Annotated in this window: 21 protein-coding genes and 4 pseudogenes; 14 read left to right on the forward strand and 11 right to left on the reverse strand. The window is 64.2% G+C overall.

Annotated elements, in window-relative coordinates; all coding sequences use genetic code 11:
- The first annotated feature begins 1 nt into the window (after position 1).
- Positions 2–646, forward strand: a complete 645-nt coding sequence (locus JGR78_RS12660) for a hypothetical protein (protein WP_182793556.1) — start codon at positions 2–4, stop codon at positions 644–646.
- A 426-nt stretch (positions 647–1072) separates the two neighbouring features.
- On the opposite strand, the gene JGR78_RS12665 is transcribed toward JGR78_RS12660, so the two are convergent.
- From JGR78_RS12665 to JGR78_RS12680, 4 genes are all read right to left on the reverse strand, one after another.
- A complete protein-coding gene (locus JGR78_RS12665; protein ID WP_182806075.1) occupies positions 1073–1480 on the reverse strand; it encodes a type II toxin-antitoxin system VapC family toxin in 408 nt (135 codons plus the stop codon).
- Positions 1477–1737 carry an antitoxin gene (locus JGR78_RS12670; RefSeq protein WP_182806073.1) on the reverse strand — a complete coding sequence of 87 codons (261 nt, stop codon included), beginning with the start codon at positions 1735–1737 and terminating at the stop codon, positions 1477–1479. The genes JGR78_RS12665 and JGR78_RS12670 overlap by 4 nt, the downstream gene beginning before the upstream one ends.
- Positions 1738–1802: 65 nt before the next feature.
- Positions 1803–2117, reverse strand: a complete 315-nt coding sequence (locus JGR78_RS18205; RefSeq protein WP_234450743.1) for a WGR domain-containing protein — start codon at positions 2115–2117, stop codon at positions 1803–1805.
- Positions 2114–2686, reverse strand: coding sequence for a recombinase family protein (locus tag JGR78_RS12680; protein ID WP_200559333.1), 573 nt, complete (start codon positions 2684–2686; stop codon positions 2114–2116). The genes JGR78_RS18205 and JGR78_RS12680 overlap by 4 nt, the downstream gene beginning before the upstream one ends.
- Positions 2687–3159: 473 nt before the next feature.
- Between JGR78_RS12680 and JGR78_RS12685 the strand changes: the two are divergent.
- Positions 3160–3769 (forward strand): annotated as a pseudogene (locus tag JGR78_RS12685) (IS481 family transposase); the annotation flags it as partial.
- A 211-nt stretch (positions 3770–3980) separates the two neighbouring features.
- Here JGR78_RS12685 and JGR78_RS12690 read toward each other — a convergent pair.
- On the reverse strand, positions 3981–5264 hold the full coding sequence (locus JGR78_RS12690) for an IS110 family transposase (protein ID WP_200559324.1): 1284 nt from the start codon (positions 5262–5264) through the stop codon (positions 3981–3983).
- Between the two features lie 125 nt (positions 5265–5389).
- Here JGR78_RS12690 and JGR78_RS18210 point away from each other — a divergent pair.
- Positions 5390–5760: pseudogene (locus JGR78_RS18210) on the forward strand (integrase core domain-containing protein); the annotation flags it as partial.
- A 496-nt stretch (positions 5761–6256) separates the two neighbouring features.
- Here JGR78_RS18210 and JGR78_RS12700 read toward each other — a convergent pair.
- Positions 6257–6715, reverse strand: coding sequence for a transposase (locus JGR78_RS12700; RefSeq protein ID WP_234450744.1), 459 nt, complete (start codon positions 6713–6715; stop codon positions 6257–6259).
- Positions 6716–6904: 189 nt separating this feature from the next.
- Entirely contained in the window at positions 6905–8503 is a 1599-nt protein-coding gene (locus JGR78_RS12705; protein WP_182806143.1) for an alpha/beta fold hydrolase, read from the reverse strand.
- Positions 8504–8658: 155 nt separating this feature from the next.
- Between JGR78_RS12705 and JGR78_RS12710 the strand changes: the two genes are divergently transcribed.
- Together JGR78_RS12710 and JGR78_RS12715 are read left to right on the forward strand one after the other, a co-directional pair.
- Complete coding sequence (locus tag JGR78_RS12710) at positions 8659–8883, forward strand: tautomerase family protein (RefSeq protein ID WP_182793857.1); 225 nt, start codon at positions 8659–8661, stop codon at positions 8881–8883.
- 376 nt (positions 8884–9259) lie between these two features.
- Positions 9260–9688 (forward strand): GFA family protein, encoded by a 429-nt coding sequence (locus JGR78_RS12715; RefSeq protein WP_182806141.1) that lies wholly within the window; start codon positions 9260–9262, stop codon positions 9686–9688.
- 328 nt (positions 9689–10016) lie between these two features.
- Here the strand turns inward: JGR78_RS12715 and JGR78_RS12720 are convergent, their stop codons facing one another.
- Both JGR78_RS12720 and JGR78_RS12725 read right to left on the reverse strand, forming a co-directional pair.
- Positions 10017–10445, reverse strand: coding sequence for a type II toxin-antitoxin system VapC family toxin (locus tag JGR78_RS12720; protein ID WP_182793802.1), 429 nt, complete (start codon positions 10443–10445; stop codon positions 10017–10019).
- The gene (locus tag JGR78_RS12725; RefSeq protein ID WP_182793803.1) at positions 10442–10663 is read right to left on the reverse strand and encodes a type II toxin-antitoxin system Phd/YefM family antitoxin; all 222 of its coding nucleotides are present in this window, start codon (positions 10661–10663) and stop codon (positions 10442–10444) included. Before JGR78_RS12725 ends, JGR78_RS12720 begins: the two co-directional genes overlap by 4 nt.
- A gap of 251 nt (positions 10664–10914) precedes the next feature.
- Between JGR78_RS12725 and istA the strand changes: the two genes are divergently transcribed.
- From istA to JGR78_RS12755, 6 genes and pseudogenes are all read left to right on the forward strand, one after another.
- Complete coding sequence (gene istA, locus JGR78_RS12730; protein WP_200559303.1) at positions 10915–12444, forward strand: IS21 family transposase; 1530 nt, start codon at positions 10915–10917, stop codon at positions 12442–12444.
- Positions 12434–13111, forward strand: a pseudogene (gene istB / locus JGR78_RS12735) (IS21-like element helper ATPase IstB); the annotation flags it as partial. The gene istA and the pseudogene istB, both read left to right, overlap by 11 nt.
- 132 nt (positions 13112–13243) lie before the next feature.
- Positions 13244–13627 (forward strand): transposase, encoded by a 384-nt coding sequence (locus tag JGR78_RS12740; RefSeq protein WP_200559294.1) that lies wholly within the window; start codon positions 13244–13246, stop codon positions 13625–13627.
- On the forward strand, positions 13624–13980 hold the full coding sequence (gene tnpB / locus JGR78_RS12745) for an IS66 family insertion sequence element accessory protein TnpB (protein WP_200559292.1): 357 nt from the start codon (positions 13624–13626) through the stop codon (positions 13978–13980). The genes JGR78_RS12740 and tnpB overlap by 4 nt, the downstream gene beginning before the upstream one ends.
- A 67-nt stretch (positions 13981–14047) precedes the next feature.
- Positions 14048–15616: an IS66 family transposase gene (locus JGR78_RS12750; protein WP_182806247.1), complete on the forward strand. Its 1569-nt coding sequence runs from the start codon at positions 14048–14050 to the stop codon at positions 15614–15616.
- Positions 15617–15637: 21 nt separating this feature from the next.
- Positions 15638–15763: pseudogene (locus tag JGR78_RS12755) on the forward strand (ATP-binding protein); the annotation flags it as partial.
- A gap of 407 nt (positions 15764–16170) precedes the next feature.
- Here the strand turns inward: JGR78_RS12755 and JGR78_RS12760 are convergent.
- Together JGR78_RS12760 and JGR78_RS12765 are read right to left on the reverse strand one after the other, a co-directional pair.
- Positions 16171–17103, reverse strand: a complete 933-nt coding sequence (locus tag JGR78_RS12760) for an IS5 family transposase (RefSeq protein WP_200559301.1) — start codon at positions 17101–17103, stop codon at positions 16171–16173.
- A gap of 316 nt (positions 17104–17419) precedes the next feature.
- Positions 17420–18448 carry an IS110 family transposase gene (locus JGR78_RS12765; protein WP_200559299.1) on the reverse strand — a complete coding sequence of 343 codons (1029 nt, stop codon included), beginning with the start codon at positions 18446–18448 and terminating at the stop codon, positions 17420–17422.
- Between the two features lie 117 nt (positions 18449–18565).
- Between JGR78_RS12765 and JGR78_RS12770 the strand changes: the two genes are divergently transcribed.
- Genes JGR78_RS12770 through JGR78_RS12780 form a run of 3 tightly spaced genes read left to right on the forward strand, consistent with a single transcriptional unit; the run spans position 18566 to position 23036 of the window.
- Entirely contained in the window at positions 18566–21028 is a 2463-nt protein-coding gene (locus JGR78_RS12770; protein ID WP_182806050.1) for a phage tail protein, read from the forward strand.
- Complete coding sequence (locus JGR78_RS12775) at positions 21028–21762, forward strand: hypothetical protein (protein WP_182806052.1); 735 nt, start codon at positions 21028–21030, stop codon at positions 21760–21762. The genes JGR78_RS12770 and JGR78_RS12775 overlap by 1 nt, the downstream gene beginning before the upstream one ends.
- The gene (locus JGR78_RS12780) at positions 21762–23036 is read left to right on the forward strand and encodes a hypothetical protein (RefSeq protein WP_182806055.1); all 1275 of its coding nucleotides are present in this window, start codon (positions 21762–21764) and stop codon (positions 23034–23036) included. The genes JGR78_RS12775 and JGR78_RS12780 overlap by 1 nt, the downstream gene beginning before the upstream one ends.
- The last annotated feature ends 71 nt before the right edge of the window (positions 23037–23107 follow it).

Here is a 23107-nt window from a genome sequence, read left to right on the forward strand (position 1 = left end):
CATGGTCCGGTGCGACATGGTGGATGACGCCATCGGCTACCGGGCGGCTTCGGTCACGGATTTCTGGACCGGGACATCGCGCTGGTCGGACGACAGCCAAAAGGTGGTCAGGGAGACGCTGGAGATGCTCGGCCCCAAGGCTTTCCCTTGGCTCAGGAAGGCGGAGAACCTCGTCCAGGACGTGGTCTCCTATGCCAAGACCACCATCATCCGATCGGTCGTTGTGGCGGTGGGCAACATCCTGTCCAACACCCTGCACTTGGCGCTGGCGGGCGCTCCCATCACCCAGATCGCCAAGGGCAGCCGGGCCAAGTTCTCGGAGAGCACCGAGTTCGTGAAGAACCGCGAGGAGCTGCAGCGCCTCCAGGTTCAGGCGGCAGCAGCGGCCTTGGATCCGCAGGCCATGAAGCCCATCGCCGCCCGTATCCGGGCGCTGGAGGAGGCCAACCGGCACCTTTCGATCGCCCCCTGCTGGAAGCGGGCGAGTTCGGCCCAGATCAGCAGGAAAGCCGCTGAAAGCGTTATCGAGATGCCCACGCGCCAAGCGCGATCGTTGCTCATCCTCAGAGCCAGTTCCCATCCGAGGCCGACGCCGCCGATCAGCATGGCTGCGGCGACGAAATCGAAGACGCCCCAGTTTACCTGATCGGTGACCTGCATTGCCAGCAGGGGCAACAGGATCGCAAAACCCCAAGCCACGATCCTCCAGAGGCGTGCTGAACCGACGCGCTGTGAACGTGCTGTCATCTGCCTGCCTGATTGCCTGACCGAGCCGACACTTTATCATCGCCTGAATGTCCCGCAACATCACGATGGGTTGCAGGAGCCCGAGATGTTCTTAGCGGGCGACAAGTTCCTCTTGGCCGCCACTGCTCAGAATCTGCGGCGGCTCTGCCTGCAGCCTGGCTGCACCCCCCCGACGAGTGCTCAAGCCCCAGCCTGACCGAGCCGGAAGCCTTGGAATTGCAGCCTCACCTGCCAGTGGCAGGGCTGCGGGCAACCGTACCCCTTCCAAGGTCCGTCAAAGCCCCGGACCCGGCTTCGATCGGCCTTTTTCAACAGAACTTGGAGATCATGCAGCGGTCCAGTCTTCGAGGCTCAGCCCGGCGACGCGAGAGAATTCGCCGATGTTGTTCGTCACCAGCGTCAGGTTTCGCGCTTTGGCCTGTCCGGCGATCAGCACATCATAGGGCCCGATGGGCGTGCCCTGCCGCGCAAGCTCTACCCGGATCTCCCCTGCGGCTCGCGCGTCCTCAGGGTCGAGGTCAATGATGGCGAGGTCGGCGAAGAGAAGCCGCAGGGTCTCCAGGTTGAAGGCAACTTTCTGACTGCGATAGGCCCCGTACCAGAGTTCATGCGCCACGATGGAGGAAATGGCGAGCGAGCCCGGCTCGGAGGCTTCAACCCGCCTGAGCAGTTCGGCGGAGCGTCGCCCGACAAGTGCAATCACAACGTTGGTGTCGAGAAGGTGTCGGATCATGAAAAGAGCTGGTCAAGGTCGGGACGCTGCTGTTCGGCGGGCTGTTCCCGGCCGCTGGTCAGGAAATCCTCGCTGAAGCCTCGCTCGACTGCTGCGTGCAGCGACGCCCAAGGCCTGTCTGTCGCCAGTTTCGGGCGCAGGATCAGGGCATCGCCTTCCCGCGAGATCTCGACCTCGCTGGCCTCAAGGCGGAAGTCCTTCGGCAGCCGGACAGCCTGGGAGTTGCCCGAGCGGAACACCTTGGCAATATGGGGCATGACCGCCTCCTGTGAGTACATCATAGTATATACACAGGAGAGATCGCCGGAACAAGGTCAGGGCTTCAGGACGCATAACCCCGCTTGCGCTTCAACTGCAGCAGAGTCTGGAAGGCGCTCTCCGCCTCACCGGGCTCCTCGTACCAGTCTGTACGGCTGCGACCTGCGGTTCCGATCCGCCCCCAGTGGCGCACCACCCCATGCTCGCCAAAAAGGCTGGTGACAAGTTCCAGGCTGTAGAAGCGTTGCATATTGCAGGCGGGGTCGATGCGGGTGAGCCGGACAGGCCCAGCAGAAGCATCGTCGGAAGCTTGTACTTCGGCGGAACCCGACGGATGCGCGGCCAGTCCCTCCAAAAGGTCGAACTGTTCTTCGCTCACGACAGGCTCCGCGCCCTTGCTCGGGGGAAGTAGGCGTAGAAGGTGGCCCGGCTCACGTTCAGCCGCTTGGCGATTTGCGCCACTGGAATGTTGGTGTCCTTGAGGAGGGCCCGTGCCATCGCAAGGTCCTCCTCGGAAAGCTTGCGGCGTCGTCCGCCCTTGCGGCCCCGAGCAGCCGCGGCCTTCAGCCCCTCGATTGTCCGCTCGCGGTTGAGATCGAGGAAGTACTCGGCGATGGTGCCCAGGAAGTTGAACATCAGCCGCCCCGTCGGGGTTTCGGTGTCCACGGCCTCGGTCAGGGATCGGAGCCGGACCCCCTGCCCTTGCAGCTTGTGGGCCATGTCCAGAATCTCGCGCAAGCTGCGCCCCAGCCGGTCCACCTTCCAAACCACGAGTTGGTCTTCGGGGCGCAAGAATGCGAGCGCAGCTTCAAGCGCTGGACGCTTCGTGCCGGCGCGACCAGACTCCTTTTCCTCGAAGATGCGCTCGCAGCCGGCGCGCTGCAGGGCGTCGCGCTGCAGGTCCAGGTTCTGGTCGTTGGTTGACACGCGCGCATAGGCGATCAGCATGTCAGTTTAGTAGATCAACATGGTCTATCGGACAAATAATTCCCTGACACGGTTTTTGGACATAAAAGAGGTGAAAAGTCGGTGTCCGACCTGTCCTCGCCAAGGATGTCCAATATACGAACGCTTCTTGGACACACCCGCACACAGCGATCAACTTAAATCCGCTGCTTTTACTAGCAACTGCGTCTATCCGAAGGACTAATGTCGCCATGGCGTGCCAATCCCTAGCGACGGGTAATTTGGTCAGCCGCTGCCGTGTCACGAAGTGAAACAATGGCGTTGGCGAATTCATCCGCATGATCGGCTTGCAGAACAGCGTTCTCTGCGATTGCTTCTACCCCGTGCAAAGTTATGGACGTTGCCACCATGGCCTTTCCTAATTGTTCCATCCCGGATGATCACATAGACGGTCGCCGGGCCGCCTTGTTCATGGCAAGATCGATCCTGGGTGAGGTCCGGGACGGGAGTCGGGCCTGTTGATCTCTCTGCACAGGCAGGCAACCACGACACCGAAGATCCGGGCCGCCATCCAGGCGGGCACGGAGCCGGCTTGGATGGCGGCCGAGCGCTACGGCATCTCCGGGCAGACCGTCTGGAAATGGTGCAAGCGCGACGGCGTCCATGACCGGAGCCACACGCCGCACCGGTTGCAGACCACGCTGACGCCGGCCCGAGGCAGGCGGTGGCGGTTGCGCTGCGCAAGTCCTTGCTGCTGCCGCTCGACGATCTGCTCTCGGTGGTGCGCGAGTTCCTCAATCCGAATGTCTTGCGTTCCGGCCTCGACCGCTGCCTGCGGCGGCATAGCGCCGGCAACTTGCGCGATCTGAAACCGGCCGCGCCCAGGCCCGCCCACAAGCCCTTCAAGGACTATGCGGCGGGCTACCTCCACATCGACGTGAAACATCTGCCGCAGATGGCCGACGAGGACCGGCGGCGCTACCTGTTCGTGGCCATCGACCGCGCCACCCGTTGGGTGTTCGTGCGCGTCTACCCGGCGAAGACGGCTGCGAACGCGCGGCGCTTGTCTCACGCGACCTGGAACGCGCCGCGCCGATGCGGATCAACCGGGTGCTGACCGACAACGTCCTATGTCAGGAGCAAATCGCCGCTTGAGGCGTCAGATCGCGGGGCATCCGAGCGACCGGATACCCTTAAGATGTTCGCCCGAGCGGGCTCCGCCGTCAAGAAGTGGTCTCTCCCATAGCAAACACAGGGTCGGCCCGGTCGCCGCCCTCACCGTCCTCAAGACGAGATCCGAATTCCCAAGCGGAAGGCCCGAACATTATCTACGAGGTCAGCACGCTGCCTCCACGGCTCGCCAGAGAGAGGTCCTTCCGCTCGGGCTCGCCCCCTCGAAGAAGGGACGATAGGGTTCGCCGGATTTGATCACGGCGTGAATGGTGCGGGCCATCTTCGCGGCGATGGCGGTGTAGGCCTTGCGACGGAGGTCCGGATTATGGCGGTCTTGCGCAATGTAGCGCTCGAACTTGTCGCGGAAGCTGTTGGCCCGCTGGAGCACGGCGGTCTGTCCAGCCATCCAGAGCGTCCGCCGCAATCTGGCATTGCCATACTTCGAGATCCTGCTTCTGCCGCGGAACAGACCGGATTGCACCGTGGCCAGATCCATGCCGCAGAACTTCAGGAATTGCCGGTGATGATTGAAGCGGCGCAGGTCTCCCGCCTCGGCCAGGATGGTTAGCGCATTGATCGGGCCGATGCCAGGCACTGACGTGAGAAGCTGGTAGTGGGGGTGATCACTGAGCAGTTCAACTGCCCGACTCTCGATCTCGTTGCGCTGGCGGATCAAGCTGCGGCCTTCGGCCAGCACCATGCGGAACATCCGCAGCGCATCGGAATCGGCTGCGACCGGCAACCCCACCGAACTGCGCGCCGTCTCGTAAATGTCTGAGATCAGAGCGGCTTTCGAAACCTTCTTCCCCACGACTGCCCATGCGGCCGCAACGAAATCATCCTTGTCCATTGCGGTGATCAGGTGTGGCGACGGGAACATCTCGAGAAAGGCAAGAAACCAGTCGCTTCGGGAACTGCGCTGGAAGCGGCCAGCTTCAGGAAAATAGAGAGGGAGATAGTGCCCCAAGATCCGATGCCACAGCTCGGTTTTGGCCTTTGATACGATCTCGTGCGTCTTGGACAGCTCCTGGATGTCGTTGATCCCCGCGTGGAGCGGATCCAGAAAGACCTGCGTGGCGCCGATCTGGAGCATGTGCAGGATAACCTGGGCGTCCTTCGGATCGTTCTTGTCCCAACTGTTGTGCAGCGCCTCGCGGGTTCTGGCCAACGCGACCGATGAAACGAGCTTCACGTCGAAGCCGGCCATGCCGAGGCGATACATCAGCGCGCGATGGTAGTTGCCCGTTGCCTCGAACCCAATCCTGACCGGGAGATGATAATCACCCAGCAGGGCGATGAGACGATAAAAGTCCTCGAGCGTATTGGTGATCGTCAGCCGCCGCCGGCGCGTCTTGCCGGGAACGGCGATCAGCACCTCGTGGCGATGCTTGGAAACGTCGATGCCTACCAGAACACGGGCATCCGCATTATGCTCAGCCTTGGCCATAGCCGGTCTCCTCTGTGGTGTGGGCTCGCAAAACCACCATAGAGACCTGAGCCCCGGTTATGGCCGCGCGCTGCGCCGTGTGAGGGCTTCGCGCGCGGCCATAACCTTCATGCGGCGCCGGGTTCCTGACGTGCTATGGCAAGGAGTTCACCGACCGGCTCTTCGGGCTGCGCCGCCGCTCCCCTACCGGCAATCATGAGTTCGACCGCCTCTGCGACGATCTCGGCATCGAGCACCCCCTGGCGCCGATGCACCCGCAAACCAACGGCATGGTGGAGCGGTTCAACGGCCGGATCGAGGATGTCCTGCAGAGCCACCGCTTCCACAGCGGCGAAGACCTGGAGCAGACCATCCTGCGGCTCATGTCCGCCTCTGCAACGGCCAGTTGCCCCAGCCTGTCCTCAAGGGTCGAACGCCCATCGACGCGCTCAAGGCTTGGCATCGCGAAAAACCGGAACTGTTCAGAAAGCAGCCGTATAATCACATGGGATATGACAGCTCAACATCGTCCTCGATGGTGTGCACAAGCTGGACGCGAGCGACTTTCTGCTCTGATCCGCACCCCGCAGGCAGCACCTTGAGGTGACCAGTTCAGCCGCGAGGCAATCGAGTAACCAGCAGCACGTCACCGTCGCTCAACCCCGTCCTGCAGATGGCGTAGCGCAGACCGGTGGGGGCAGGCACTAACCGGTTTCAACACCACCAGCGTACGCAGCATGCCACGAGCGGCTCATCAAGGCCGTCGCCTTCGCGCGAACCTCTCAGATCGGCCGAGCCACATGCATGAAATCCGGTCACGTCCGTCAATGTGGTGTAATTCCCGCGATGGCCTGAGGTCATGATCAGGCGGCCTTGGTCGTGAGACCGAGGACCTCGTGCTCTCCCACGTAGGTGACGCCCAAGGCGATGTAGACCGCATTCGTCATTGGGCTCGAACCGATGGCGCCTTGATGGCTCATTCCTGACCATCCGGCTGTCGGCATCGCGGATCTTCACCCGCGGGGCGTCGATAATGGAGGAGGATCAGAAAACGGGGGCGGAGCCCCGTTTTCCCGACGACGGATCGGATACATTCGGTCCAGCGCCCGGTGCTGCCAGTCCCGGACTTCCTCCAGCACGGCATCGGTGACGCGGCTGATCAGGTCGGGCGACCTCCGAAGTCCGTAAAGCTCCTCGAGACTCGTCTGGATGTCGCGAACCGAAAGCCCGGCGGCGTAAAGGCCGATGATCTTGTCATCCACCCTGTCGATCCGGGTCTGGCCTTTTTTCACCAGCTCCGGCTCGAAGCTACCGTTCCGGTCGCGTGGCACCGCCAGCGGCACCTCGCCGTCCGAGCCCTTCACCCGCTTTGTCGCGGTGCCATTGCGGCGGTTGGCCTGTTTGGGTGGCGGTTCCGCTCCAGCCTCATAGCCCAGATGCGCGGTCAGTTCGGCCCCGAGCATCCGCTCCATCAGCCGAACCTTCGGTTACTTCATCAGCCCGGCATCGCCGAGCAGATCCTCGGGCCGCTTGCAGCCCTTCAGCAACTCGTCATCGTCCTTGCTCCTCTCAGGAAGCATGGACCGAGTCAGTCATGCACAGAAGATCGGACACTCTCCATGGCGGGTACCCGTGGCCATGTGTCCACGTCTGACTTGCTGTCAAAGGTTATGGATATCGAGGAATCGATCTATCTCGTCCATGCAAACGTCCCATGCAGGCTCGTGACCGAGAATGATGTGGCTGCGGCTCTCAAGTGGCACGAAACGCGCACCCGGAATGCCGATGGCGAGCTCGCGCCCTTGCGCCAGGGTGATCCGCTCATCGTGGCGCGCGTGCAGCACCAGCGTCGGCGCACGCACCTGCCCCAGCAGATGGCGCACATCGATATCACCGAACGCCTCCTGAAAGCGCACTGCATTTTCAGGTGAGGTGGTCTGACGCTGAAAGTCGTCGAACCAGGCCAGTTCCTCGGGCGTGCCATCGGGCATGAAGGTCTGACTGAAGATATGACGATAAGCTGAGTTGTCCCTGCCCCAACCCAGCCGGGTCAGTGTCATCACCGCCTCGCGCCGCTCGCGCTCTTCGGGGGTGGCGCCGATCCGCCAGCCGGCGGCATAGCCCCCGATCAGCACCAGCGCCGACACCCGTTCGGGATGGCGCACGGCATAAGCGATCGACACCGCACAGCCTTGCGACATGCCGAGGAGCGGAAAGCGCGCGAGGCCGAGTGCGTCGATAATCGCCTCGAGATCGCGCACAAAGCATTCGAAGCTGATCTCAGGCACATCCCAGTCTGACAGGCCGTTGCCACGCTCGTCATAGCGGATAAAGGTGTGCCGCGCAGCAAACGCCTTGAAGGTCCGAGCCCAGATCAGACTCGACCAGTCGAGTTCAAGATGGTTGAGCCAGTTCGCCGCCTTGACGAGCGGCGGCCCCTCTCCGACGGTGGCATAGGCGATGCGTACGCGATCTGCGGATTCGCAGAATCCGATTGTCTGATGCTGCAGCAGGCGGCGAACGCTGTCTGCCGGGGGGGCGTCTTCCGGAGCCCTCTGCGCGAGCAGGTCGGGGATCGATCCGAGGCCTGCTTCCATGGCCATCCGCTGGTAGTCCTGCACCACCGCCTCGGCTTCGGCACTGCGCCCGATCTTCTTCAGCGTGCGCACCAGGATGCCCGCGGCCTCAGGCGAGAGAGGATCGGAGGCGTGCCAGTCACGCACCCATTTCAGCGCCGCCCCGTCGCTGGTCTCGCGATGCCGGGTAAGACGTTCGAGCACCGCCAGCCGCAGATGCAGCACCTCTTCACGCTCGGCCGTCAGCCAAGCCTGATAGGCGTCGAACTGTGGCAGATCAAGCCCGTCGAGGAGCGGCAGTGACAGCGCAGCCGCCATCGCGTGCAGCCGATCAAGGGGCGGATCGGCCGCATCTGGGCGAAGCGTCTGACGCAGATCCAGCAGATCGACCTCGGCCGCCCTGACGCTCAGCGACACGCGCTCGCGGTCTGCCTCAAGCCGCGTCTGCCCAGGCCCGTTGACGAGCGGGCGGATTTTGCTCAGCGCCCATCGCAGGGCGCCGCGCGGATCGTCCGGCAGGTCCCAGAACATATCGCACAGCCGCTCGCGTCGATGCGGCCGCCCTGTCAGCGCAAGGTAGACCAGAAGCGCGCGAGTCTTCTTCGAAGGGGGCAGCACGATCGGCTCCCCGCCGTGCAGCACCCGCAACTCGCCTAGAACGTGCATGCGCAGGACCATAGGCATCGCACGATCGCCCCATCAAAAAACACGTTTGAAGGCGCCGAATACAACGCAGTCTACCACGTTCGGATCAACGCGTCTCCTCCATAGCTGTATTCGCAGGGCTGGTAGTCACGCGGATTCAACCCGCGACCCCATCAACATCGAAGGAAAGTCTGATGCCGCTGATCGATGTCCATGTAATCGAAAACGTCTTCACCGCGGAGCAGAAGCGGAAGATTATCCACGACTTGACGGATGCCATGGTCGCCATCGAAGGCGAAAGCATGCGCGGTGTCACCTGGTGCAGGATCCGGGAAGTGCGCAGCGGCGACTGGGCCATCGGGGGAAATCCCCTGACCACCGCGGATGTTCAGGCGTTGGCGCGCGGAAAGGCCGCATGAGCGGTGCATGACGCCTGGTGAAGCCAAAGTGCAACCATACCGCTCAATCAAGAAGGAAAAAACATGTCAGACATTTGTCAGCCTTTGCTTGCCGCAACCCTCATGGCACTCGCACTCACCGGTTCGGCCGGTTTGCTGTCGGCCAATGAGGCTGCTAAGTTCAGCCGGCAGTGACGCATGTCCTGCATGGCATCGCCGCAGCGATTTTAGCACCCGACCTCTGCGCTTTGGGTCTCTGCGAGGAATGGGCGCTGACGGCCCATGCAGGACGGCGATGACAACTCCATCATGGCAGTCCTGCGGTCCCGATCCGTGAAACCGGCGCCATGCGAACGAACGACCGGCTTTACCCACTTGTGACAACAAGGAACGAATCATGACCACGAAGCATTACGGAAGTTGCCTTTGTGGCGCCGTCGAAATCGAGGTGACCGGAACCCCGGTCGGTATGGGTTACTGCCATTGCGCCAGCTGCCGTCACTGGTCTGCGGGTCCGGTAAACGCCTTCACTCTCTGGCATCCAGAACAGGTGCATATACCAAAAGGCGAGGAGCATCTTGCGGGATACAGCAAGACGCCTGCCAGTGACCGGATGTGGTGTACCGTCTGTGGCGGTCACCTCATGACTGTCCACCCCGGCCTCAAGCTGATCGATGTGTTCGCAGCCATCCTGCCGTCGATCGATTTTCAGCCAACCCCGCACGTGAACTATACAGAAACCGTCCTGCACCTGCATGACGACTTGCCCAAGATGAATGACTTTCCGGCCGAACTGGGTGGGTCTGGATTGCTCGTTCCAGAATAACTTCTACCCCGCTCCACCATGGCCGTTCGCTTCGAATGGCAATAGAAAGACCCGGGCAAGGCATCGGAGATGGTGGCCGAGAACGAGCGTCACAGCGCCACCCACGATCAAGGAAACGCCCCAAGGCGATCCCGCCCTCGACTGGTGGCAGGGCCTTACGGATGCCGAGCGGCAGGACTGGGGCGATCGGACAGGCGGAACCTTCGAGGCGGGCGGGAAGACCTGTTCGCGCATGGACCCGTGCCGCCTGCGCCCTGCGCAGCACGGATTCCCCTGCCGGTCCCTCTCGGTCCCGGAAAGGTTCCAAGCCAAAAGCGACCTGACCCGGTCACACGGGCGAGGGCAGGGACGCGGCGTCCCAGATGCGGCCTTGCCATTCCGGCACGCCGCTAAGGCCGTCGAAGGCCGCATCCTTGGAGATCAGGGGGCAGCCAAGCGCAACTGCAGTCGCCGCGATCATCCGGTCGAACGGATCCCGGTGGCTCCACTGCATTGCCCCTGCCAGAAACGCGATCTCGGCCGTATAGGGCGCGATCTCGGTGCCCTGCGCGCGCCAGAGCGGCAGAAGCTGGTCGATGACGGGATCAAGCTCTGGCCATTTCCCAAGGCGATGCTTCTGCGTGATCTCGTAGAAGCTGATCGGGGCGACATAGGCTGCCTCCGCCGCCTCGATCACGCCCCGCGCGGTGGCGCTCAGCTCCGAGGACAGAAACAGGCTCCAGATGAACGTGTGGGTGTCGAGCAGGACCGCCCTCACTCCCAGTCCCTCAGCTCATCCTCGGACAGGGGGGCGAGGAAATCCGGCACCCTGCTGACCAGTCCATCGCCGATCCCGATGCGGACAGTGGGGCGATGGACCGAGACCAGCCGCACGGCCGGCTGGCCGCCGCGGGCGATGATGACTTCCTCGCCCTTCTCGGCCGCGGCGATCAGTTCCGACAGCTTGGCCTTGGCTTCCGCGATGTTCATCTGCATGACCGCACCCCTTTTGCTCAAAACAAGATAGTCTTGAACCAAGAGTTGGTCCATCTGCTTGTGCTTGCCAAGATCTGACGGCAGCAGGTAAACCCCTTGTGGGTGTTGAACCTGAACGAGAGTGAACCTTTTGGCATATGTGTTGATTTCCACCCGGAACTGACCCGGGTAGGGGCGTAATTTCCACTGAGAACTGACCCATGTGAACCTTCCCCAAAGCGGAGCGCGGCGGGGGTAATGGAGTGATCCACATGGGACTTTTGAACATCATCCGACGCATGGCGTTGCGGGAGAAGCTGCCGATCCGGGAGATCGCACGGCGGACCGGCCTGTCGCGCAACACCATCAGGAAGTATCTGAGCGCTGGGACCATCGAGCCGAGGTTCGCGACGCCTGATCGGCCGAGCAAGCTCGATCCGTTTTCCGAGAAGCTGGCGGCGTGGCTGAAGACGGAAGCCGGCAAGTCACGCAAGCAGCGCCGGACGCTGAAGCAACTCCATGCCGACCTCGTGGCGCTCGGCTTCACCGGCTCCTACGGCCGGGTCGCGGCCTTCGCCCGGCAATGGCGGATGGACCGGCAGCGCGAGCAGCAGACGACGGGCCGCGGCACCTTCGTCCCCTTGGTCTTTCGTCCGGGCGAGGCGTTCCAGTTCGATTGGAGCGAGGACTACGCGGTTCTGGGCGGGGAGCGCACGAAGCTTCAGGTCGCCCACATCAAGCTGGCACACAGCCGGGCCTTCCTGGTTCGGGCCTATCTGCTGCAAACCCACGAGATGCTGTTCGATGCCCATTGGCACGGGTTCCGCGTCTTTGGCGGCGTGCCGGGTCGCGGCATCTACGATAACATGAAGACAGCGGTTGACCGCGTTGGCCGCGGCAAGGAACGGCAGGTCAACATCCGCTTCCTCGCCATGACCAACCACTATGTCTTCGAGCCGGAGTTCTGCAATCCTGCCGCGGGATGGGAGAAGGGACAGGTCGAGAAGAACGTTCAGGATGCCCGGCCTCGTTTGTGGCAGCCGATGCCGAACTTTCCTGACCTGGCGGCGCTGAACGCCTGGCTGGAACGGCGCTGCCTGGAGTTGTGGCGCGAGATCCCGCACGGGGTTCTGCCCGGAACCGTCGCCGACGCCTGGGCCGAAGAACAGGCCGCGCTGATGCCGCTGCCGCCTGCCTTCGACGGCTTCGTCGAGCGGAGCAAGCGTGTCTCACCCACCTGCCTGATCAGCTTCGAGCGCAACCGCTACAGCGTGCCGGCGTCCTTTGCCAACCGTCCTGTCAGCCTCAGGGTCTACCCGGATCGGCTGGTGGTTGCCGCCGAGGGACAGATCCTGTGCGAACATGGGCGGGTGATCCAGCGGTCCCATCACCTGCCGCCTCGCACGATCTATGACTGGCGGCATTATCTGGCCGTCATCCAGCGCAAGCCGGGTGCCCTCAGGAACGGTGCGCCCTTCGCGGAACTGCCCGCGGCCTTCCGACAGTTGCAGGACCAGATGCTGCGACGACCCGGTGGCGATCGCGAGATGGTCGATATCCTGGCGCTGGTCCTGCAGCATGATGAACAGGCTGTGCTGGTTGCTGTGGAAATGGCCCTGGCCGAAGGCGTCGCGACCAAGACCCATGTGTTGAATCTCCTGCACAGGCTGATCGATGGCAAGACGACCGGCGGCCCGAACATCGACACACCGGAGGCGCTGATCCTGCGCCATGAGCCGAAGGCCAATGTCGAACGCTATGACGACCTGCGGGCGCAGATCGGAGACCGCCATGCGTCATGATCCCGCCAGCGGCGCCATCGTCATCATGCTCCGCAGCCTGAAGATGCACGGCATGGCCCAGGCCGTCACCGACCTGATCGAACAGGGGGCGCCGGCATTCGAGACAGCCGTGCCGATCCTGTCCCAGCTGCTGAAGGCCGAACTGGCGGAACGCGAAGTGCGCTCCATTGCCTATCACATGAAGGCCGCGCGCTTCCCGGCCTACAAGGATCTCTCGGGCTTCGACTTCGCTGCCAGCGAGATCAACGAGGTCACGGTGCGCCAGCTCCACCGCTGCGAGTTCATCGACGGCGCGCAGAATGTCGTGCTGATCGGCGGGCCGGGCACCGGCAAGACCCATGTCGCAACCGCCCTGGGCATCCAGGCCATCGAACACCACCGCCGGAAGGTCCGCTTCTTCTCCACCATCGAACTCGTCAATGCCCTCGAGCAGGAGAAAACCAAGGGCAAGGCGGGCCAGATCGCGGAGGGATTGACCCGGCTCGATCTCGTGATCCTGGACGAACTGGGCTACTTGCCGTTCAGCGCTTCAGGCGGTGCGCTGCTCTTCCACCTTCTGAGCAAGCTCTATGAGCGCACCAGCGTTGTCATCACCACCAACCTGAGCTTCAGCGAATGGGCCACCGTCTTCGGCGATGCCAAAATGACCACCGCGCTGCTCGATCGTAAGCGCGAGGCCGACGCCCTCCTGCCATTGCTGATCTGAACCGGCCATTCTCCGCGTATGCGGGTGGTGGAGGAGACCGATTTGGCAAGAGACGGCAAATTGGGCGTCTGTTTGGACGGCTCATCCGGTGGCTTGGTTTCCCGACTGGATGTGATCGAGGGGCCAAGCGGACGGCGGCAGCGCACCGAGGCGGAGCGGGCGCGGATTGCGGCTGAAAGCCTGATCTCGGGTATGCGGGTGGCGGAACTCGCCCGCAGGCACGGCACCACGCGTTGGCAGATCTACAATTGGCGCAAGAAGCTGCGGACGGGACAGTTGGTGGTGCCCGAGAGCATGGCGGGCCTGCCGATGTTTGCGGAACTGGTGGTCGAGGGCGGCGCGGCGGTTGTGCCGCAGGCCGAGGCCGCGTCCGAGTTGGAGATCGTCGTCGGCGATGTCGTGATCCGCGCCGGTGCTGACGCCAATGAGGGCCAGCTGACGCGGGCGATCCGCGCGGCTCGGGCGGCAATGTCATGATGCTCGGCCAGGGCGGACCCGTGAAGGTCTTCGTGGCGATGCGGCCGGTGGACTTCCGCAAGGGGATCGATGGCCTGGCGCTGGCGGTGCAGGAGATGTTCGGGCTCGACCCGTTCTGCGGGGCGATCTTTGTGTTCCGATCGAAACGCGCCGACCGGATCAAGCTGCTGGCCTGGGATCAGACCGGGATGGTGCTGGTTCACAAGCGGCTGGAGGGCGGGAAATTCGTCTGGCCGCAGGTGCGGGACGGGGTGATGCGGATGTCCTCCGCGCAACTCGCCGCCTTGTTCGAGGGGCTGGACTGGCGACTGGTCCGGCCGGAGCGGGCGCGTCGTCCGCTGGCAGCAGGGTGAGCGTGATGGTGCGGGAAAGCCCTGTTTTTACTGGTCATATACCGCGCTCCATGATTCACTTCACCCCATGGATGCTGCCGCTCTCGCCCGCGAAAACGCCCTGCTGAAGGCTCGCCTTGCCGAGGTTGAGGCGGTGCTCACCGAGGTGCAGGAGGCCAATCGCCGGCTGGAAGACATCGTGCGCACGGCGCAACGCGAGAAGTTCGGCAAAAGCTCCGAGAAGCTGTCGCCCGACCAGTTCAACCTGCCGCTGGAAGATGCCGAACTGGCCCAGGGCGTGCTCGAGGCGGCACAGGAAAAGGCGGAGGCCGCCCTGAGGGCTGCCAAGGGCACGCATGCGCCCCGCAAGCCCCGGCGCAACCGGGGGCATCTGCCGCCGCATCTGCCGCGGGTCGAGCGGGTGGTCGAGCCTGCCAGCATCCTGTGCCCCTGCGGCTGCGGCGAGATGGCCCGGATCGGCGAGGACGTGTCCGAGCGACTGGACGTCATCCCGGCCCGGTTCCGGGTGCTGGTGACGCGGCGCCCGAAATACGCCTGCCGGCGCTGCTCGCAGGGCATGGCGCAAGCCCATGCCCCCGAGCATGTCGTGCCCGGCGGGTTGCCCACGGAGCAGCTCATCGCCTGGATCATGGTCTCGAAGTTCGGCGACCATCTGCCGTTCTATCGCCAAGCCGGGATCTTCAAGCGGCAGGGCATCGATCTTGACCGCGGGACGCTCGGCAACTGGGTTGGCCGTGCCTGCTTCCACCTGCTGCCGATCATCCGGCACATGCAGGCCCATCTGCGCCGGGCCGATCGCATCTTCGTCGACGAGACCCGCGCGCCGGTGCTGGATCCGGGGCGCAAAACCACGAAGAGCGGCTATTTCTGGGCCGTGGTGTCCGATGATCGCGGCCATGGCGGTGTCGGTCCGCCCATCGTGCTGTTCCATTACGCCCCCGGTCGGGGCAAGGAGCATCCGCTGAACTTCCTCGCCGGGTATCGGGGCCGGTTCCTGCAATGCGATGCCTACCAGGCCTACAACGCGATGACCGAGATCGCGCGCGACAATGGTCCCTGGCGGCTGGTCTACTGCTGGACCCATGTCCGCCGCCGCTTCGTGAAACGCTTCGAGAGCGACCGCTCGCCCATCGCCGAGGAGATGTTGCGCCAGATCGCGCTGCTCTATCAGGTCGAGAAGACCGTGCGCGGCAAGGATGCGGCTGCGCGTCTCGCTGCAAGGCGCGAACATGCGGCCCCCATCATCGCCGCGCTCAAACCTTGGCTGGAGATGCAGCTGCCGCGCATCCCGCAGAAATCCCAAATGGCCGAGGACATCCGCTACGCCCTCGCGCACTGGCCCGGCCTGATCCGCTTCCTCGACGACGGCACACTCGAACTCGACACCAACCCGGTCGAGAACCAGATCCGCCCGATCGCACTTACGAGAAAAAACGCGCTATTTGCCGGCAATGAGGTCGGTGCAGAGAACTGGGCCATGCTCGCCTCGCTGGTCGCAACCTGCAAGATGTCCGGCGTGAACCCGGTCGACTACATCGCCGACACCCTTCGCGCCATCCTCGACGGTCACCCAAAAAGCGCCATCGAGGACCTCATGCCTTGGCGCATCAACCAGCCGTCAAGCATCGCCGCATAGGGCAACGATCTCGCGCTTACGCTCGATCGCCTCACCCACCGCTGCCACATCCTGGAGACCGGAAACGACAGCTTCCGCTTCAAGGCAAGCTCAGCCGCAGCAGCCAGGAAAACCAAGGAGGCCGGCCATGCCTTGACCCAAGCCTAACCCACGAAACATAACCTGAGGGTGGGTCAGTTCTCGATGGAAAACCCGGGTCAGTTCCGAGTGGAAATCAACATACCGGGCTCCGGCCGCGGCGGCGTAAGCCGTCCGACGCCGCGAGGACGTCGGAGCGGAAGAGGGCAAGGAGCGGTATGGCGCAACGGTCGTGAGACGGGATCGGGAGAACCAGTGTGCAACAGAGTGCCTCCGAGCACGCGGCTTTGATCTGGACCCGACCCGCGAACACCATACGGGCCCGCGGCATGCAACGGCCGCACCAGAGGCCGGACAGATGTCAGCACCCGACACCGCGCCAACACCAACTCATAAAATCCCTCTTGCGCCCGGGGCGGTTACAGATGTTGCACAAATGGTCTGATGGCCGTTGTTCCCCCTTTCCCCGGACAGACTCATTCCACAGCTTCAGTGACGGGTATGCCGAGCGCGGTGTAGCCGTTCAGGACGGCAATCCGGACCTGAAGTTCGGCGACCTGACGATCGAAGTCCCGCGCCATGAGGCGTTGCCCCAGAAGTTTCACGCAATGCATCTTCGTCTCGACGCGGCTCCGGCGGTGGTATCCACTCCATCTTCGCCAAAGCGTGCGGCCCAGGTATTTCGCAGATCGCAGAGCCTCGTTGCGCGCCGCGGCCCCGGCCGTGACAGCCTTCCATGGCTTTGCGTTCCTGCGGGGCGGGATCACGGCGTGAGCGCCGCGGTCGGCGATCGCATCGTGGCACTTGCGGGTGTCGTAGGCACCGTCAGCCGTAACGCTGCCGATCTCCTCGTCCGCCGGGATCTGGTTGAGCAGATCTGGCAGGACCGGGGCGTCACCGATGTGGCTCCCGGTGATCTCGATGGCCCGGACTTCTAGCGTTTCCTCGTCGATCCCAATGTGAATCTTGCGCCAGATACGCCGCTTCGGGCCGCCATGCTTGCGGGCGTGCCACTCGCCTTCGCCTTCGACCTTGATCCCGGTGCTGTCGACCAGCAGGTGCAGAGGTCCCTTGGAGCCCCGATACGGGATGTTGACGGCCAGGGTCTTCTGGCGCCGCGACAGCGTGCTGAAGTCAGGCACCGTCCAGTCGAGGCCGATCAGGCGAAGCAGGCTCTCGACGAACCCTGCCGTCTGCCGCAATGCCATGCCGAACAGCACCTTCATGGAAAGGCAAGTCTGGATGGCGGCATCGCTGTAGGTCTGCTGTCGGCCACGTCGACCTGTCGCAGCCGCCTCCCAGCTCATCTCGGGGTCGAACCAGATCGTCAGCGAGCCACGGCGCTTGAGCGCTTCATTGTAGGCCGGCCAGTTCCTGGTCTTGTAGGTCAGGCGTGTGGGTTTGCTCATGTCGACCAGCTACCATGCTGACTCACGACATGAGTCACTGAAGGGATTTGTGCAACATGTGTAACCGCCCCAAGCGCAAGAGGGATTTTGAAGCTGATCTTGGCGCGTTGTCGGGTGCTGACATGTGTCCGGCCTCATGATGCGGCGCGATCCATGCCGCAGGGCCCGTATGGTGTTCGAAGGTCGGGTCCAGATCAAAGCCGCGTGCTCATAGGCACTCTGTTGCACACTGGTTTTCCCGATCCCGTCTCACAACTGTTGCGCCAAACTGCTCCTTGCCCTCTTCCGCTCCGACGTCCTCGCGATCTGCGGCGGCTTACGCCGCTGCGACCGGAGATTGGTAGATGCCACCCCGAGCCATCAAGGCCCAGACGATCCGCGCCATCTTGTTCGCCAAAGCCACCCGCACCAGCATCGGTGGCTTGCGCAACAGCAGGCTGCCCAGCCATGTTCCGGGCTGCGCTTCCTTGTGAACGTTACGTTTGATCACCACGCTGTTGGCGCCAATGATCAGCAGGCGTCGCAGGGATCGTTCGCCCATTCTGGTCGTTGCTCCGAGACGTTGCTTGCCGCCGGTCGAATGCTGCCGAGGCACAAGACCAAGCCAGGCGGCAAAGTCGCGTGCCTTGCGGAACGTCTCGGGTGGCGGCGCCAGAACAGCGATGGCCGTGGCAATCAGCGGCCCGATGCCCGGCACCGTCATCAGTCGCCGGGCGACGTCATTCTCCTTGGCGCGCCGGGCGATCTCGGCATCGAGCTTCCTGATCTCTGCCTCCAGATGCGTGAGTGCCGCGATCAAAGCCTTCAGCGTGGGGACGGCATCAGCAGGGAGAGCGCCATCCGGATCCTCCACGATCGCGATCAGCCGCGCAGCGTTGGCCGCTCCCTGTGGCACGATCTGACCGAACTCGGTCAGATGGCCGCGCAATGCGTTGATCGCCTGCGTGCGCTGCCGGATCAGCAACTCCCGGACCCGGAAGACCATTGCCGCGCCCTGCGTCTCTTCGCTCTTGACCGGAACAAAGCGCATGGTGGGTCGCATAGCCGCCTCGCAGATGGCCTCGGCGTCCGCCATGTCATTCTTCTGGCGCTTCACAAACGGCTTCACATAGGCCGGCGGGATCAGCCGCACCTCATGCCCCAGCTTGCCAATTTCCCGGCCCCAGAAGTGAGCGCCGCCACAGGCTTCCATCGCCACGACGCAAGAGGGCAGCTGGCTGAAAAACTCCAGCACCTGCCCTCGCCGTATCTTCTTGCGCAGAACGGCTCGTCCTGCGCCGTCAGTTCCATGCACCTGGAATACATTCTTCGCCAGATCGAGCCCGACCGTGATAATCTCCGACATGACCGCTCCCCTTTGTGGATCGTTGCAGACCCACCTTGGCACATCAGATGCCGTCGGGGGGCGGTCACATCATCAGAGCCGTCCAACACCACCACGAGTTTTGCCAACGTCCAACTCATGGGCATGGTCACCGCGTTCGGACCGCGGGGGCGCTCGGACTTCCTGTTGACCGGAGGGATCTTTGATGACGTCGGGTTGCTGGCCACAGATGGGCTGACCTATGTCTGGGGCGCTGGTCAGGGGGTTGACGAGCAGCAGGTCACGGGCGTCGTCGGCGGGGCGACGGGCGCTGGTTCTGGCGAGGGGTGGGTTCTCGGCAGCGCGCGGACTGGGACGAACCATGGCCAGGCTGCCCTGTATCGCATCCGGGTCATGGCGGGCGCGCGATATGACACTGACCTGCGTCAGACCATCGGCGTCACCTTCGAGAAGCGCAAAACCTTCATGCCTTCGGAGATCGAGGCGGGCGCGACCGCCTTTTTCAACGCGGCCGGGGATCTGTCCTATGATCCGACCGACGACAGTCTCATCTTCCAGCTGCGGATCTCCAACGGAGGAACGCCCGGTAACATCTACACCGTGAAGTGGCGCGACGGCTTCGGCATCGTCTGGAAGACGGTTGTCCCAATCACCTCCGTCTATCCCAAGAGATCCTACGCGCCGCGGCTCCAGGGTGGCCGTTGGGCGCTGCTGGCCGGGAACCGTGTCATCCAGCTCGACACCAGCAGCGGCGCGCTTGTTTCCAACGAGCAATGGCCGGGCCAGATCAATCTGAGAGGGTTCCAGATCTACGACTCCGTCTCGGACTCGATCCTGCTTTCGACGATCTCATCCGGAATTGTGCGGATCCATCTCAACCGCGGCGGCGGAGGTGGTGCGGCGGTCGGGAGCATCGTCTCCGATCTCTGCGACCGTGCCGGGCTCGGGCTCGGGGACGTCGAGACCTCCGAGCTGTCGGATGTGGTGCCGGGCTATGTGATCGCCCGCCCCTCGACCGTGCGCGCCGCGATCGAGCCGCTGGCGCAAGCGTTCTTCTTCGACGGCGTCGAAAGCGACGACCTGCTGAAGTTCCGCAAGCGGGGCCGCGCCCCGGTGGCAACCCTTGACGCCGATCTGCTGCTGCCGCTCGATGAGGCAACAGGCGAGACCTGGCGGGAGCAGCGGACCCAGGAGGTGGAGCTGCCCGAGCGGGTCAACGTGATCCACATGGACCCGGACTCCGATTACCAGCAGGGCACCCAGCAGCAGAAGCGGGCCGCGCTGCCGTTCCCGACCATGTCGTCGCGCCATCAGATCTCGGTCGAGCTGCCGATGGCGATCACGGCCAGCACGGCCAAGAACATCGCGGCCAAGGCGCTCTACTCGGCCTGGATCGAGCGCAGCCAGCATGAGGCGCATCTGCCGTCCGACTATCTCCTGCTCGAACCGACCGACGTGGTCGACGTCACCCTGCCCGGCGGGGCCATGCTCAGGACCCGCATCGAGCGGATGGACGTCGGCGCGGATTACAGCGTTGCCCTGCGCGCGGTGTCCCAGGAGGCGGCGAGCTACACGGCGGAGCTGGTGGCGGACGGGGGAAGCGGGCAGCCGTCGCAGGTGCTGCCGGGCGAGCCGTTCACCCGGCTGATCCTGCCGGATCTGCCGCTGCTGCGGGATGTCGATGATACCGCCGGCGTCGGCAGCCGTGTCTACCTGATGGCCGGCGGCTACGGGCCGGAACGCTGGCCGGGCGCCTCCGTCTACAGGAGCGCGGACAATGCGGTCTGGGACCTGACAGGCCGGCTCGGCCGCGAGGTCGCCTACGGCGCCACGATCACGCCGCTCGGGGATCCGGCTTCGGTCTTCGCAACCGACGAGGTCAATGAGCTGCGTGTGTTCATGACGACGGGGGCTGATCGGCTCGAGAGCGTCACCCAGGAGGCGATGCTGAACGGGGCCAATGCCGCGCTGCTGCTGAAGGCGAATGGCGAGCCCGAGATCATCCAGTTCCGCGAGGCAACGCCGCTCGCCGCCGGCGGCTTTGTCCTGCGCGGCCTGCTGCGCGGCCGGCGCGGCACGGACGTGTTCGCCTCCGGGCATCAGGCCGGCGAGACCTTCGTGCTGCTCGAGCCGGCCAAGATAGAGGCGCTGACCCTGCCGTTGGGTGACCTGGGCGTCTCGCGTTACTGGCGCGCGGTGGGCGCCGGCCAGCTCTTTGACGACGCGGAGACCATCACGCGGACCAACACCGGCCGCGATCTGATGCCCTATGCGGTGGTGCAGCCCCGGGCGGCGCTGTCGGGCGGCAACATCGTGTTGTCCTGGATCAGGCGCACGCGGCTGGGCGGCGAGCTGCGTGATGGCACAGGGGCGGTGCCGCTCGCCGAGGCCCGCGAGGCTTACGAGGTCGACATCCTCGCCGGGCCCGGCGGTGCGGTGCTCCGCACGCTCACCTCCACCGGCCCGACCGTCACCTATTCGAGCGCGGATATTGCCGCCGATTTCGGCGCGATCCCTACGACCCTCTCGGTCGTCATCTGTCAGATGAGCGCCGTCATCGGCCGGGGCTTCCCGCGCGCCGCCACCCTGGAGATTGCCTGATGACCAGCCCGAACCTTGCCGCGCCGCACGTCGCCGCGGCGCAGAACCAGAAAGAGGTCACGATCAACGACGCGACGGATGCGCTTGATCTGGCGATCACCGCCTCGCTCAACCTGGACTGTTCGGCTGGCGGCTCAGTGGCGGTCACGGCGCTGCAGGCTCGACGGAACGTTCGACTGGCCCTGACCGGCACGCCGCTAGCCGATTTCACGCTGCTTCTGCCAGCCGTTCCGCGCCTGCTGCTGATCAGCAACACCACATTGCGGTCGGCGATCGTGAGGAATGCGAGCGGTCCAGTCGTCATCCTCACGCCGGGCAGCCAGGCCGTGTTCTACAGCTCGGGGAGCGGGGTTTCGTCAGCGGGGCTCGCGACGGCTGCGGCCGAGCAGGAGCAGGTCTACGACTTCGGGATGCTCTCCTTCCCGACGCCGGGGGCATCCGAAACGCTCGGGAAGGTCATCCTTCCGCGTGCGGTGACCCTGCCGGCCGATTTCGCCGGGGCTGTCGGAAATGTCGATGTGAACCCCGCCGCGGGCTTTTCCATCGAGGTGACGCGGAACGGGTTCTCGGTGGGGACCATCACGATCGACACAGCGGGCGCGTATGCCTTTGCGACCGCGGGCAACGCGCCCGTCGTCCTTTCGGCGGGGGACGTGGTGCGCTTCGTGGCGCCACGGGTCCCTGACGCCAGCATCGCGGGCATTTCCGTCACGATCCGGGGGAGCCTCGTCTGATGCCCGTTCTGTTTTCCACCTTGTTCAGCACCGGCGCCGGGGCTGCGCCGCCGGAACCGCCAAAGACGCCGGTCAGGTTCGTGGATGGCGTGGCGCTGTCCAACATGACGGCGAACGGGGTTCAGACCCTGACCCTCGCGACCCACCAGCCCGGTGACATGCTCGTGGCCGTGACGGGGAACCGGGAGCTCAATGCGCCCCCGGCCCTGCTTCATGGCTATGCCGAGGCCGTGTCGGGGGTTTCGCTGGGCACCTCGGCGAGCGGCTGGCGCGGGTTCCGGCTGCAGACGAAGATCGCGCCCTCGGCGCGTGAAACCATCAGCTGGACAGGGGCCTACGGGTTCCTCATCGCTCTGCGGGGCGCGCGGAACGTCGGCCGCGTGGCCAGAACATTGTGGGCGGCCGCGCCTGCGTCCAACTGGGCCGTGCCTCAGCTCCATGATCTCGACACCTCGGGCGTGGGCTTCCTGCTCTCGGGAATGCTCGGCGGGGAAGGCGTCACCTCGGTGACCGCGCCCTGGCAGCTGCTGGCGCCCCCCGGCACGGCAAGGCGCTTTGCGGGCTTTCTGGCAGAGAATGCGCTCGAGCGCGGCCCGCATGCACGGTTTGCCGCATCGGGGACGTGGAACGCCACCTTCTGGTCGGTGGAGTTCCTGCCGTTTCCTCCGGCAGAGATTGTTCTGCCGCCCGGGGCCTGGCGGCTCGACGCCGCGAGGACCCAGGCAGGCTATGCGGCCTGGCGCGGGGGGATGACGGTCGTCAATTCATCCGGAGGGATCGATTATCAGGGCTTTGTGCCGACCGAGAAGTCGTTTTCATCCGGGAGGCGATATTGGGAAGTCGAATGTGCCGGGGAATACGGGCCGAACGCGAATTACAACGGCTACATGGGGGTCGCGAGCGCGGAACAGGTGGCGCAGGGGGGTTCGGGCAACGCGCTTCAGTTTGGCTCCATCGGGTGGAGGGGCAACGGCGATATCTGGTCGAGCGACAGTTCGGCGACCGGCTCGCGCAAGTTGTTCTCCCGTCCGACGTTTGGGAAGGGCGCCGTGCTCATGTTCGCCTTCGATCCGGCGACGCGCGGCCTCTGGATCGGCAAGGATGGGGTTTGGGCGAACCACCCGGACACGGACCCGCCGACCTACGCTTCGAACGCCGGCAGTGTCTGGCATCCGTTTGTTCAGGGGCGTGACCCCAACGAGGGCGCGATGCTGCGGTCCCTCGCGTCTCAGTTCAGCTGTCCGGTCCCGGCAAGCTGCATCCCGCTGGGATGATCCGGGCAACCACCGCAGCCGCGACGGCCATCCGGCTGCGCGCGGCGTGACCGCACACCGACAGGGCAACA

This window comes from Paracoccus sp. MC1862 (assembly GCF_016617715.1).
In the GTDB taxonomy this organism is placed as follows: Bacteria; Pseudomonadota; Alphaproteobacteria; order Rhodobacterales; family Rhodobacteraceae; genus Paracoccus.

What these genes read in the sequence shown, in the direction of transcription:
- JGR78_RS12690 (WP_200559324.1), bottom strand. Translation starts at nt 5,264, where the DNA reads ATGGCCAAGGCTGAGCATAATGCGGATGCCCGTGTTCTGGTAGGCATC.
- JGR78_RS12700 (WP_234450744.1), bottom strand. Translation starts at nt 6,715, where the DNA reads ATGGAGCGGATGCTCGGGGCCGAACTGACCGCGCATCTGGGCTATGAG.
- JGR78_RS12770 (WP_182806050.1), top strand. Translation starts at nt 18,566, where the DNA reads ATGGGCATGGTCACCGCGTTCGGACCGCGGGGGCGCTCGGACTTCCTG.
- JGR78_RS12780 (WP_182806055.1), top strand. Translation starts at nt 21,762, where the DNA reads ATGCCCGTTCTGTTTTCCACCTTGTTCAGCACCGGCGCCGGGGCTGCG.
- JGR78_RS12660 (WP_182793556.1), top strand. Translation starts at nt 2, where the DNA reads ATGGTCCGGTGCGACATGGTGGATGACGCCATCGGCTACCGGGCGGCT.
- JGR78_RS12705 (WP_182806143.1), bottom strand. Translation starts at nt 8,503, where the DNA reads ATGCCTATGGTCCTGCGCATGCACGTTCTAGGCGAGTTGCGGGTGCTG.
- JGR78_RS12665 (WP_182806075.1), bottom strand. Translation starts at nt 1,480, where the DNA reads ATGATCCGACACCTTCTCGACACCAACGTTGTGATTGCACTTGTCGGG.
- JGR78_RS12670 (WP_182806073.1), bottom strand. Translation starts at nt 1,737, where the DNA reads ATGCCCCATATTGCCAAGGTGTTCCGCTCGGGCAACTCCCAGGCTGTC.
- JGR78_RS12765 (WP_200559299.1), bottom strand. Translation starts at nt 18,448, where the DNA reads ATGTCGGAGATTATCACGGTCGGGCTCGATCTGGCGAAGAATGTATTC.
- JGR78_RS12715 (WP_182806141.1), top strand. Translation starts at nt 9,260, where the DNA reads ATGACCACGAAGCATTACGGAAGTTGCCTTTGTGGCGCCGTCGAAATC.
- JGR78_RS12680 (WP_200559333.1), bottom strand. Translation starts at nt 2,686, where the DNA reads ATGCTGATCGCCTATGCGCGCGTGTCAACCAACGACCAGAACCTGGAC.
- JGR78_RS12750 (WP_182806247.1), top strand. Translation starts at nt 14,048, where the DNA reads ATGGATGCTGCCGCTCTCGCCCGCGAAAACGCCCTGCTGAAGGCTCGC.
- istA (WP_200559303.1), top strand. Translation starts at nt 10,915, where the DNA reads ATGGGACTTTTGAACATCATCCGACGCATGGCGTTGCGGGAGAAGCTG.
- tnpB (WP_200559292.1), top strand. Translation starts at nt 13,624, where the DNA reads ATGATGCTCGGCCAGGGCGGACCCGTGAAGGTCTTCGTGGCGATGCGG.
- JGR78_RS12775 (WP_182806052.1), top strand. Translation starts at nt 21,028, where the DNA reads ATGACCAGCCCGAACCTTGCCGCGCCGCACGTCGCCGCGGCGCAGAAC.
- JGR78_RS12710 (WP_182793857.1), top strand. Translation starts at nt 8,659, where the DNA reads ATGCCGCTGATCGATGTCCATGTAATCGAAAACGTCTTCACCGCGGAG.
- JGR78_RS12725 (WP_182793803.1), bottom strand. Translation starts at nt 10,663, where the DNA reads ATGCAGATGAACATCGCGGAAGCCAAGGCCAAGCTGTCGGAACTGATC.
- JGR78_RS12760 (WP_200559301.1), bottom strand. Translation starts at nt 17,103, where the DNA reads ATGAGCAAACCCACACGCCTGACCTACAAGACCAGGAACTGGCCGGCC.